The sequence below is a fragment of the Nocardioides sp. NPDC058538 genome (genome assembly GCF_042719275.1).
Classification (GTDB): domain Bacteria; phylum Actinomycetota; class Actinomycetes; order Propionibacteriales; family Nocardioidaceae; genus Nocardioides.
This window is the reverse complement of the sequence record NZ_JBHXNY010000044.1, coordinates 25,168-35,622: the sequence shown is the minus strand read 5'-3', so window position 1 is coordinate 35,622 and position 10,455 is coordinate 25,168. Positions and strand designations below refer to the sequence as shown.

Sequence of the window (10,455 nt, the reverse complement as noted above, 5' to 3'; positions counted from 1 at the left end):
CCCGCTCCCCCCCCCCCCCCGCCCCCGCCGACCCGGGCGCGGTCCGCGGCCGCCGCGGCGGCCCCCCCCGCCCGACCGGAGTGACGCTTCGACCTGCGTACCTGACGCTTCCGCGCTACGCGCGGTTACTCGGCCGACGCGAGTGACGTCTCGGCCGTCGAGGGTCAGACGATCTTGCGCATCCAGCCGAAGGTGTCCTCGGCCCGGCCGAACTGGATGTCGACGAGCTGCTTGCGGAGGGTCTTCCAGACCTCGCCATCTCCTGCGGAGGCGATGGAGCCGCCCTCGTGGACGAGCTCACCGACGGGGGTGACGACGGCGGCGGTGCCGCAGGCGAAGACCTCGGTGATCTCGCCGGACTCGACCCCGGCCTTCCACTCGTCGATGGCGAACTTGCGCTCCTCGACGGTGTAGCCGAGCTTGCCCGCGAGCTCGATGATGGAGGCGCGGGTGATCCCCTCGAGGATCGTGCCGGTCTCGGGGGTGACGATGCGGCCGTCGGCGTGGACGAAGTAGAGGTTCATGCCGCCGAGCTCCTCGACGTACTTGCCCTCCTGCGCGTCCAGGAAGACCACCTGGTCGCAGCTCTTGGCCGACGCCTCGGCCTGGGCGACCAGGGAGGAGGCGTAGTTGCCGCCGGTCTTGGCCGCGCCCATGCCGCCGCGGCCGGCGCGGGTGTAGTCCTCGGTGAGCCAGATCCGCACCGGCTTCACGCCGCCCTTGAAGTAGGAGCCGGCGGGCGAGGCGATGACCATGTAGGTCACGTGCTGGGCCGGGCGCACGCCGAGGAACGACTCCGAAGCGAACATGAAGGGCCGCAGGTACAGGCTCTTCTCATCGCTCTCCGAGGCCTCGGGCACCCACCGCTGGTCGACCTTGACCAGGTCGAAGACGGTCTGCACGAAGTCCTCGATCTCCAGGACGGGCAGCGCGAGCCGCTCGCTCGAGCGGGCCATCCGGGCGGCGTTGGCCTCGGGCCGGAACGACCAGATCGAGCCGTCGGCGTGCCGGTAGGCCTTCATCCCCTCGAAGATCTCCTGGGCGTAGTGCAGCACGGCTGCCGACGGGTCCAGGCTGAGCGGTGCGTACGCCTCGATGCGACCGTTGTGCCAGCCCTGTTCGGGCGTCCACTCGACGGTGAGCATGTGATCGGTGAAATGGTTGCCGAAGCCTGGGTTCGCCAGGACCTCCGCGAGCTGCTTGTCGGTGGCCGGTTGGGTCGACAATGTGGTGCTGATCTCCATGACCATGAGATTAGTCCTGTTCTACGAGTGCCGTGCTATTGCGGCAGGGGAAAGTGATGGGGACGGACGAAGGGGCCGGGCGCAGATTCGTCTGCGCCCGGCCCCTTCGGGGATGAGCGTCTAGCTGGCTACGCGGGCGGCGATCGCGTCGCCGACCTCGGAGGTCGTACGTGGCTCCGAACCGCGCTCGGAGAGGTCGGCGAGCACGGCGGCGTCGATGGCGGCGGCAGCCTCGGGGTGACCGAGGTGCTCGAGCAGAAGGGCCCCGGACAGGATGGCCGCGGTGGGGTCCGCCTTCTGCTGGCCGGCGATGTCGGGGGCGGAGCCGTGGACGGGCTCGAACATCGAGGGGAACTCCCGGGAGGAGTTGATGTTGCCGGAGGCGGCCAGGCCGATGCCGCCGGTGATGGCAGCGGCAAGGTCGGTGATGATGTCGCCGAAGATGTTGTCGGTGACGATCACGTCGAAGCGGGCCGGGTCGGTGGCGAGGAAGATCATCACCGCGTCGATGTGGAGGTAGTCCACGGTGACGTCGGGGAACTCCTCGGCGACCTGCTGGGTGATCCGCCACCACAGCGAGCCGGCGTTGACGAGCACGTTGGTCTTGTGGACCAGGGTCAGCTTCTTGCGCGGGCGGGCCTGGGCACGGGCGAAGGCGTCGCGTACGACCCGCTCCACGCCGTAGGCGGTGTTGATCGAGGTCTCGGTGGCGACCTCGTGCGGGGTTCCGACCCGCATCGCGCCACCGTTGCCGACATAGAGCCCCTCGGTGCCCTCGCGCACGACGACGAAGTCGATCTCGCCCTTGTCGAGCACGGCCGGCGACAGCGGGGACACCGCCCCCGGGAAGAGTCGCGACGGACGCAGGTTGACGTAGTGGTCCAGCTCGAAACGGAGCTTGAGGAGGAGCCCGCGCTCCAGGATTCCGGGAGGCAGGTTCGGGTCGTTCGGCTTGCCGCCGATCGCGCCGAGCAGGATGGCGTCCTGCTCCTTGATCTCGGCGAGAACGGACTCGGGGAGAACCTCACCGGTGGCGAGATAGCGCTCGGCGCCGAGGTCGTAGCGGGTCTGCTCGAACTTCACCGGAGAGGCGATCTCGAGCACCTTCAGCGCCTCGGCGGTCACCTCCGGTCCGATGCCGTCGCCGGGGATCACTGCGAGGTTGGTCGTAGACATACGGCGAGACTAGTTGTCGTCGGGCAGTTGGCCGCCGTTGTCCCGCAGGTCGAGCGCCTGCTGCACCGCGGCGATGGTGTTCTCGACGCTGTGCGGGTTGTCGGGGTCGTGGCTCGCCGGGCCCCACTCGCGGCCCTTGTTGTATTCGGCAGGGCTCTCGGGGTACATCGCGTACATGGCTTCTTTCCTTCACACATCGGGAAACAGAGGGTGTGGGAGAGAAGCCGGGGTCTTTGGAAGACGGAAGCCACCGCGACGAGGTGGCTTCTCCTGCGGTCGTTACCGCCGGGCCCCGTCGCGGCACTCGAGTACGAGAAAAATGCTCCGCATGGTGCTCTGACGTTAACCCGACAGACGCTTCCAGAGAGCAGATCTGGACGAATGGTCCGCCATCCGAGACACCCGTGCGCGCGCTCACACGCGATATCGGGAAGACTGGCCCTGTGAGTGCACCCCCAGAGCTTCCGGACATCGTGACCCGCGCCTTCGACGTCTCCCGTCGCGCGGGCTATGTGTCGTTCTGCCGCAACGAGACCGGGCGGCTGCTGGCGACTCTGGCGGCCACCCGGAGCGGCACCATGGCCGAGTTCGGCACCGGGTGCGGTGTCGGCACCGCGTGGCTGCGAAGCGGCGTACGCGGCGAGGCCGCCCACATCGTCTCCGCGGAGCTCGACGAGCACCTCGCCAAGGAGGCTGCCGAGATCTTCGCCGACGACTCGCAGGTCGAGGTGATCGCCGCCGACTGGGGCATCCTGCGCGACCGTGGCCCGTTCGCACTGCTCTTCCTCGACGCCGAGACCCCCGGCGGGGTCTCCCCCGACCAGCTCTCCGACCTCGTCGAGGAGGGCGGCATCGTCGTCATCGACGACCTCATCCCCACCGACCTGTGGCCGCCGATCGTCTACGGCCGCGTCGACAGCCTGCGCGAGTCCTGGCTCACCGACGAGCGCTTCACCACCGTCGAGGTCATGGTCGCCGCCGACACCAGCGTCCTGCTCGCCACCAAGCGCTAGTCCGTTCCGGCCCGGCGGCTCAGATCGCGCAGCCGTCGGGACCGCAGGCGTCGCCCTCGCCGACGAGCGTGAGCGCCGGCTTGGTCTCGGCGTGCACCTTCTCCAGGAGCTGGCTGAACAGGTCGGTCGGCTGGGCGCCGGAGACGCCGTACTTCCCTTCGACGACGTAGAACGGCACCCCGGTCGCACCGTAGGCGCGGGCCTGGTCGATGTCGGCCTGCACCTCGTCTGCGAACTCGTCGCTCGCGAGCACCTCGTCCACCCGGCCGGCGTCGAGGCCGACGCTCACCGCGGCCTGCTTCAGGACGGCGTGGTCGCCCATCGACTCACCACGGGTGAAGTACGCCGCGAGCAGCTCCTCCTTGAGCACGGCCTGCTTGCCCTCGGCCTTGGCCAGGTGGAGCAGCCGGTGGGCGTCGATGGTCCGCGCGTGCGGGGTGTCCTCGTGACGGAAGTCGAGCCCGGCCGCGGCCGCGGGCACGTTGGCCTGCTTCATCATCTCGCGGGCCTGGTCGACCGAGGCGCCGAACTTCTTCGCCAGGGCCTCGACCGTGGTCTCGACGGGCACCTGCGGCGCGCTGGGGTCGAGCTCGAATGAGTGGTAGACGATCTCGACGTCGTCGCTGTGCTCGAAGCGCTCCAGGGCTTCCTCGAGGTGGCGCTTGCCGATGTAGCACCAGGGACAGACAACGTCGGACCAGACATCAATACGCATGCTTTGAGAACGTTTCGTCCGGTACGAAACATTCCACAGCGGACTGATCTACCCCGAGACGGTCTCAGGGGAGATCAGGGGAAGGTCCAGGCACCCGCCAGGGATCTGCCCGACGCGCCCGAGGGCCGCCTGGCACCAGGCTCGGAGCATGATCCAGATCGATGCCCTCTCCAAGAGGTACGGCAGGTTCACGGCCGTCGACAACGTGACCTTCACCGCCGAGCCCGGCCGGGTGACCGGCTTCCTCGGCCCCAACGGCGCCGGTAAGTCCACGACCATGCGCATCCTGGTCGGACTCACCGATCCGTCCTCCGGCAGCGCGCACCTGCTGGGCCGCCACTTCTCCCAGCTGCCCAACCCCGGTCGCGAGGTCGGGGTGCTGCTGGACGCCTCCGCCCAGCACGGCGGCCGCACCGGCCGCGAGATCCTCACCCTGGCCGCCCGCACCATGGGGCTGTCGAAGTCCAGCGTCGCCGAGACCCTCGACCGGGTGAGTCTGACCGAGGAGGAGGCCGGGCGTCGCGTACGCAACTACTCCCTCGGGATGCGGCAGCGACTCGGCATCGCGACGGCCCTGATCGGTGACCCCGAGGTGCTGATCCTCGACGAGCCGGCCAACGGGCTCGACCCGGCCGGCATCCGCTGGATGCGCGACCTGCTCCGTGGCTTCGCTGACGACGGCGGCACCGTGCTGCTCTCCTCGCACCTGCTGCACGAGATCGAGGTGATCGCTGACGACATCGTGGTCATCGGCAACGGCCGCATCGTGGCGCAGGGAACCAAGCAGGAGCTGCTTTCCAGCGGCGAGACGTACGCCCGTTCCAGTGACCCCACCTCACTCGGCCGGGCTCTCCAGCGGGCCGGCCACACCGCCGAGCTCACCACCGAGGGGGCCGTCCACAGCGACGCCGACCTCGCCACCGTCGGCCAGATCGCCTTCGACACCGGGCTCGTGCTGACCGAGCTCCGGGCCGCCGATGGCGCCGGCCTGGAGGAGATGTTCCTCCAGCTCACCGCCGAGACCCAGCGCGACCACGTCCAGACCCCGGAAAGGGAAGCAGCATGACCACCACGACCATCGCCCCCGAGCCGGCCAGCCCGACTACGGTACGCCGCCGCGAGCGGGCCGTGCCCGCCCCGATCCCCTTCGGCCGGATCGCCGGCGTCGAGCTGCGCAAGATGTTCGACACCCGCTCGGGGTTCTGGCTGATGGCCAGCCTGGTCGTGCTCGCCCTGGCCGCGACCGCCGCGATCACGATCTTCGTGGACGGCGACGACCTCGACTACGAGAGCTTCGCGACCGCCTGGGGAATCCCGATCTCGGTCATCCTCCCGATGATCGCGGTGCTCGCCGTCACCAGCGAGTGGAGCGCCCGCAGCGCCTTGACCACCTTCACCCTGGTGCCCGGACGCGGCCGCGTCATCGCCGCGAAGGCGCTGGTCACCGCCGTGGTCGGCGTCGTCTCCATCGCGGTCGCCGCTGCCGTCGGCGCGCTCGGCTACCTCGGCGCCGCAGCCGTCATGGACCTCGACCCGGTCTGGAACCTCTCCTTCGGCGAGCTCGCCCGGGTCACCCTGGTCCAAGAGATCGGGATGTTCATGGGCTTCATGCTCGGCATGGTCTTCCGCAGCTCCCCCGGCGCCATCGTCGCCTACTTCGTCTACTCCCTCGTCCTGCCCACCGTCTCCTCGGCCCTGGCCTCGACCAACACCTGGTGGGCCGAGCACGCCAACTGGTTCGACCTCAACTGGGCGACGATGAACCTCTACTCCGAGACGACCGCCAAGATGTGGGCACAGCTGGGCGTCGCCAGCCTGATCTGGCTGATCATCCCCACGATCATCGGCCTCCGCCTGGTCCTCCGGTCCGAGGTCAAATGACCCGCCGAGGCGGCGCAGACTGACCATGAAACCAAGCCGAGTCGGCGCGTTAGAACGCGCCGACTCGGCTTGGTCTTTCTGTGCCGGCTCGGCACTACTGAGGGGTCAGCGAGCTGCGCTGCCCGAGCAACCCTTCGGGCCGCTGGGTCGCTTGCTCGGCGAACGAGCCAACGCTCGCTGGCGCTCGCGAGCTCGTTACCTCGCTGCGCTCCCCTCGGTGTAGTCGTCGTCGGACTGGCTCCACGAGAAGTGGGCGCGCAAAGCCTTGCCGGTGGCCTCGATCGGGTGGCCGGCCTCCTCCTCGCGCAGCTTCTTGAACTCGGCCGCACCGTTGTCCTGGTCGGCGATGAAGCGGGCGGCGAAGGAGCCGTCCTGGATCTCGGCGAGCACCTGCTGCATGGTCTCCTTGACCTTCGGGCCGATGACGCGCGGGCCGGAGACGTAGTCGCCGTACTCAGCGGTGTCGGAGATCGACCAGCGCTGCTTGGCGATGCCGCCCTCCCACATCAGGTCCACGATGAGCTTGAGCTCGTGGAGCACCTCGAAGTAGGCGATCTCGGGCTGGTAGCCGGCCTCGGTGAGCGTCTCGAACCCGGCCTGGACCAGGTGGGACACGCCGCCGCAGAGGACAGCCTGCTCGCCGAAGAGGTCGGTCTCGGTCTCCTCGGTGAAGGTCGTCTTGATGACACCGGCGCGAGTGCCGCCGATGCCCTTGGCGTACGACTTGGCGAGGTCCCACGCGGAGCCGGAGGCGTCCTGCTCGACGGCGATGATGTCCGGGATGCCGCGGCCGGCGACGTACTCACGACGGACCGTGTGGCCCGGGGCCTTCGGGGCGACCAGGATCACGTCGACGCCCTCGGGCGCCTTGATGTAGCCGAAGCGCACGTTGAAGCCGTGGCCGAAGACGAGGGTCTTGCCGGCGGTCACGTGCGGCGCGAGCTCGTCGTTGTAGAGACCACGCTGGTGCTGGTCGGGGGCGAGGATGACGATCACGTCGGCCTCGGCAGCTGCGTCGGCCGGGGTGAGAACCTTCAGGCCCTCCTCCTCCGCCTTGGCAGTGGACTTCGAGCCGGGCTGCAGGCCGATGCGCACGTCCACACCGGAGTCACGCAGGTTGAGCGCGTGGGCGTGGCCCTGGCTGCCATAGCCGATGACGGCAACCTTCTTCGCCTGGATCAGCGCGAGGTCGGCGTCGTCGTCGTAGAAAATCTCAGCCACGAGGGCTTCTCCTTTAGTTGTGTTTGATAGGGGTTCAGACCGCGGAAGGCGGAGCGGGCACAGCCACGGATCGCAGGCTGCGCTCGGAGATCGACCGGGAGCCGCGGCCCATGCCGACCATGCCGGACTGGGAGAGCTCACGGATGCCGAAGGGCTCGATGACCCGGAGGAAGTCGTTGAGCTTCCCGGTGTTGCCGGCGAGCTGGACGATGACGGTGTCGGTGGACACGTCGACGACCTTGGCGCGGAAGAGCTGGATGGTGTCGAGCACCTGGCTGCGGGTCTCCGTGGTGGCGGTGATCTTGACCAGCATGAGGGCGCGCTGGACGCGCGTCTCAGGCTCGAGCTCGACGATCTTGATCACCTCGACCAGCTTGTTGAGCTGCTTGGTGACCTGCTCGAGGGGGGTGTTCTCGAGATTGACCACGACCGTCATGCGGGAGAGCTCGTCGTGCTCGGTCGGGCCCACCGCGAGCGACTCGATGTTGAAGCCGCGGCGCGAGAAGAGCGCGGCGACGCGGGCCAGGACGCCGGGCTTGTTCTCGACCAGGACGCTCAGCGTGTGCTTGCCGCCGGTCTTCACGGGCTGGATGCTCATCACAGGTCGTCCTCGTCGAACTCGGGCGCGAGGTCGCGCGCGTACTGGATCTCGTCGTTGGAGGAGCCGGCGGCGACCATCGGCCACACCATGGCGTCCTTGTTGACCCGGAAGTCGACGACGACGGGCATGTCGTTGATCTCCATGGCCTTCTCGATGGTGGCGTCGACGTCGTCGGCGGAGTCGCAGGCCAGGCCGACGCAGCCCATGGCCTCGGCCAGCTTGGGGAAGTCAGGGATGCGCTTGGGCTGGCCGTGGGACTGCAGGTTGGTGTTGGAGTAGCGCTCGCCGTAGAAGAGCGTCTGCCACTGGCGCACCATGCCCAGGTTGTCGTTGTTGATGATCGCGACCTTGATCGGGATGCCCTCGATCGCGCAGGTGGCCAGCTCCTGGTTGGTCATCTGGAAGCAGCCGTCGCCGTCGATCGACCACACCGTGGAGTCCGGGCAGCCGACCTTCGCGCCCATCGCGGCCGGAACGGAGTAGCCCATCGTGCCGAGGCCACCGGAGTTGATCCAGGTGTTGGGGTGCTCGTAGCCGATGAACTGCGCGGCCCACATCTGGTGCTGGCCGACACCGGCGGTGAAGATCGTCTCCTCGCCGGAGATCTTGCCGAGCCGCTCGATGACGTACTGGGGCGAGAGGCCGTCCGCGGGGAGATCGTAGCCGAGCGGGTACGCCTTCTTGATCCCGGCCATGAACGCGACCCAGCCCTCGTAGTCGCCCTCCTTGCCGGCTTCCTTCTCGGCGGTGAGCACCGCGATCAGGTCGGTGAGGACCTCACGCACGTCGCCCACGATCGGGACGTCGGCGTAGCGGTTCTTGCCGATCTCGGCCGGGTCGATGTCGGCGTGGATCACCTTGGCGTTGGGGGCGAAGGAGTCCAGGTTGCCGGTGACGCGGTCGTCGAAGCGGGCGCCGAGGCTGATGATCAGGTCCGACTTCTGCAGGCCGGCGACGGCGGGGACGGTGCCGTGCATACCCGGCATGCCGAGGTGCTGCGGGTGGGAGTCGGGGAAGGCGCCGCGCGCCATCAGGGTGGTCACCACCGGGATCCCGGTGAGCGTGGCCAGCTGCAGGAGCTCGCGGTGGGCGCCGGAGCGGATGGTGCCGCCGCCGACGTACAGGACCGGCTTCTTGGCCTCCAGCATCAGGCGCGCCGCCTCGCGGATCTGCTTGGCGTGCGGCCTGGTCACCGGGCGGTAGCCCGGCAGGTGGAGCTCGGTCGGCCACCGGTAGGTGGTGGTGGCCTGCAACGCCGACTTGGTGACGTCGACGAGGACCGGACCCGGCCTCCCGGAGGAGGCGAGGTGGAAGGCCTCAGCGACCCGCAGCGGGATCTCCGCGGGGTCGGTGATGAGGAAGCTGTGCTTGGTGACCGGCATCGTGATGCCCCGGATGTCCGCCTCCTGGAAGGCGTCGGTGCCGATCATCGCCGCGCCGACCTGGCCGGTGATGGCCACCATCGGCACGGAGTCCATGTTGGCGTCGGCGAGCGGGGTGACCAGGTTGGTCGCGCCCGGGCCGCTGGTGGCCATACAGACGCCGACCTTGCCGGTCGCGGCGGCGTAGCCCTGGGCCGCGTGGCCGGCGCCCTGCTCGTGACGTACGAGGATGTGGCGGATCTTCGAGTCCATCAGCGGGTCGTACGCCGGAAGGATCGCTCCTCCCGGAATGCCGAAGATGTTCTCGGCCCCCGCTGCTTCCAGCGACTTGATCAGGCTCTGCGCGCCTGTCATCTGCTCGCTCATGTCCGCCGTCCTACTCATCAGAGCTGTCTACTCATGGGCTGTCTCGTACATCTGCTTGTGCAACAAAAAACCCCCCGGCCCGGCGGGCAACGGAGGGAGACGCGTCGTCTGGGGCCAGTGGCTCCTAGGCGACGCGCCTGATAAGTACGAGAATGCTGTTCAGCATGCCCACACGTTAACCCCATGTGTCGCGCCGTGTCACCTCACCCTATCGCGCGTCCCATGATCTGAGATCACCGTCCCAGTATCTGTCAGTCGTTCGGCTGGGCGGATCTCAGGGTTCTCACCGAGGCGACCGGCCCGCCGCCGTCGATACGCTGGCCGGAGACGTGGATCTCGGGTCTGACCCGCCCATGGAGGCAACGATGTCGACCGACGAGAATCAGAAGTCCCCGTGGCTGCCGCCGCGCTGGTTCATCCGCGCCGCGTGGTGGTTCCACCGCCGGCTGTACGCCGCGGGCGGAGCCCGCTTCCTGCGCCGCCCACGCCCCGACCGAGCGGGCATGCTCCGGCTGACCACGATCGGGCGCCGCACCGGACAGGAGCGTTCGGTCATCGTCTCCTACGTCCCCGACGGGTCCGGCTACGCCACGCTCGCGATGAACGGCTGGGCCGAGCCCGCACCGGCGCGGTGGCTCAATCTGCAGGCCCACCCCGAGGCGCGCGTGGAGACGGTCGAGGGCGGAGTACGTGAGGTGCGTGCGCGCGAGGCCGTCGGCCCCGACCGCGACCGGCTCTGGGAGCTGCTGGCAGCCGTGGACGACGGATGGGGCGAGCTCGACGACTTCGCCGCTCGCCGCTCGCACCCCACCCCCGTCGTGGTCCTGGAGCCCACCGAAGCGTCGTAGCCGCCCCG

General features: G+C 68.8%; 11 protein-coding genes. 4 read left to right on the top strand and 7 right to left on the bottom strand.

Annotated elements, in window-relative coordinates:
* Nucleotides 1–164: 164 nt before the first annotated feature.
* The 3 genes from ACFWQC_RS25545 to ACFWQC_RS25535 form a co-directional block, all read right to left on the bottom strand.
* Nucleotides 165–1,244 (bottom strand): branched-chain amino acid aminotransferase, encoded by a 1,080-nt coding sequence (locus tag ACFWQC_RS25545; RefSeq protein ID WP_378684725.1) that lies wholly within the window; start codon nt 1,242–1,244, stop codon nt 165–167.
* Between the two features lie 120 nt (nt 1,245–1,364).
* The gene (locus tag ACFWQC_RS25540; protein ID WP_378684722.1) at nt 1,365–2,420 is read right to left on the bottom strand and encodes a 3-isopropylmalate dehydrogenase; all 1,056 of its coding nucleotides are present in this window, start codon (nt 2,418–2,420) and stop codon (nt 1,365–1,367) included.
* Nucleotides 2,421–2,429: 9 nt separating this feature from the next.
* Nucleotides 2,430–2,597 (bottom strand): hypothetical protein, encoded by a 168-nt coding sequence (locus tag ACFWQC_RS25535; protein WP_355021026.1) that lies wholly within the window; start codon nt 2,595–2,597, stop codon nt 2,430–2,432.
* A 266-nt stretch (nt 2,598–2,863) separates the two neighbouring features.
* On the opposite strand from ACFWQC_RS25535, the gene ACFWQC_RS25530 reads away from it, so the two are divergent.
* Complete coding sequence (locus ACFWQC_RS25530; protein WP_355021027.1) at nt 2,864–3,433, top strand: class I SAM-dependent methyltransferase; 570 nt, start codon at nt 2,864–2,866, stop codon at nt 3,431–3,433.
* Nucleotides 3,434–3,452: 19 nt separating this feature from the next.
* Here ACFWQC_RS25530 and ACFWQC_RS25525 read toward each other — a convergent pair whose 3' ends face one another.
* Nucleotides 3,453–4,148, bottom strand: coding sequence for a DsbA family oxidoreductase (locus ACFWQC_RS25525; protein ID WP_378684717.1), 696 nt, complete (start codon nt 4,146–4,148; stop codon nt 3,453–3,455).
* Nucleotides 4,149–4,296: 148 nt separating this feature from the next.
* Between ACFWQC_RS25525 and ACFWQC_RS25520 the strand changes: the two genes are divergently transcribed.
* Both ACFWQC_RS25520 and ACFWQC_RS25515 read left to right on the top strand, forming a co-directional pair.
* Nucleotides 4,297–5,214 (top strand): ABC transporter ATP-binding protein, encoded by a 918-nt coding sequence (locus ACFWQC_RS25520; protein ID WP_378684715.1) that lies wholly within the window; start codon nt 4,297–4,299, stop codon nt 5,212–5,214.
* Nucleotides 5,211–6,029, top strand: a complete 819-nt coding sequence (locus tag ACFWQC_RS25515; RefSeq protein ID WP_378684712.1) for an ABC transporter permease — start codon at nt 5,211–5,213, stop codon at nt 6,027–6,029. The genes ACFWQC_RS25520 and ACFWQC_RS25515 overlap by 4 nt, the downstream gene beginning before the upstream one ends.
* A gap of 195 nt (nt 6,030–6,224) precedes the next feature.
* On the opposite strand, the gene ilvC is transcribed toward ACFWQC_RS25515, so the two are convergent.
* Genes ilvC through ACFWQC_RS25500 form a run of 3 tightly spaced genes read right to left on the bottom strand, consistent with a single transcriptional unit; the run spans nt 6,225 to nt 9,599 of the window.
* Nucleotides 6,225–7,250: a ketol-acid reductoisomerase gene (gene ilvC, locus ACFWQC_RS25510; RefSeq protein WP_378684709.1), complete on the bottom strand. Its 1,026-nt coding sequence runs from the start codon at nt 7,248–7,250 to the stop codon at nt 6,225–6,227.
* A gap of 34 nt (nt 7,251–7,284) precedes the next feature.
* Nucleotides 7,285–7,848, bottom strand: a complete 564-nt coding sequence (gene ilvN, locus ACFWQC_RS25505) for an acetolactate synthase small subunit (protein ID WP_141792540.1) — start codon at nt 7,846–7,848, stop codon at nt 7,285–7,287.
* Nucleotides 7,848–9,599 (bottom strand): acetolactate synthase large subunit, encoded by a 1,752-nt coding sequence (locus ACFWQC_RS25500; RefSeq protein WP_350663853.1) that lies wholly within the window; start codon nt 9,597–9,599, stop codon nt 7,848–7,850. Before ACFWQC_RS25500 ends, ilvN begins: the two co-directional genes overlap by 1 nt.
* A gap of 365 nt (nt 9,600–9,964) precedes the next feature.
* On the opposite strand from ACFWQC_RS25500, the gene ACFWQC_RS25495 reads away from it, so the two are divergent.
* Nucleotides 9,965–10,447 carry a nitroreductase/quinone reductase family protein gene (locus tag ACFWQC_RS25495; protein ID WP_378684706.1) on the top strand — a complete coding sequence of 161 codons (483 nt, stop codon included), beginning with the start codon at nt 9,965–9,967 and terminating at the stop codon, nt 10,445–10,447.
* The last annotated feature ends 8 nt before the right edge of the window (nt 10,448–10,455 follow it).

Coding starts and splice junctions, on each gene's coding strand:
- ACFWQC_RS25535 (WP_355021026.1), bottom strand. CDS start 2,597: ATGTACGCGATGTACCCCGAGAGCCCTGCCGAATACAACAAGGGCCGC.
- ACFWQC_RS25520 (WP_378684715.1), top strand. CDS start 4,297: ATGATCCAGATCGATGCCCTCTCCAAGAGGTACGGCAGGTTCACGGCC.
- ACFWQC_RS25540 (WP_378684722.1), bottom strand. CDS start 2,420: ATGTCTACGACCAACCTCGCAGTGATCCCCGGCGACGGCATCGGACCG.
- ilvN (WP_141792540.1), bottom strand. CDS start 7,848: ATGAGCATCCAGCCCGTGAAGACCGGCGGCAAGCACACGCTGAGCGTC.
- ACFWQC_RS25525 (WP_378684717.1), bottom strand. CDS start 4,148: ATGCGTATTGATGTCTGGTCCGACGTTGTCTGTCCCTGGTGCTACATC.
- ACFWQC_RS25515 (WP_378684712.1), top strand. CDS start 5,211: ATGACCACCACGACCATCGCCCCCGAGCCGGCCAGCCCGACTACGGTA.
- ACFWQC_RS25545 (WP_378684725.1), bottom strand. CDS start 1,244: ATGGAGATCAGCACCACATTGTCGACCCAACCGGCCACCGACAAGCAG.
- ACFWQC_RS25495 (WP_378684706.1), top strand. CDS start 9,965: ATGTCGACCGACGAGAATCAGAAGTCCCCGTGGCTGCCGCCGCGCTGG.
- ACFWQC_RS25500 (WP_350663853.1), bottom strand. CDS start 9,599: ATGAGCGAGCAGATGACAGGCGCGCAGAGCCTGATCAAGTCGCTGGAA.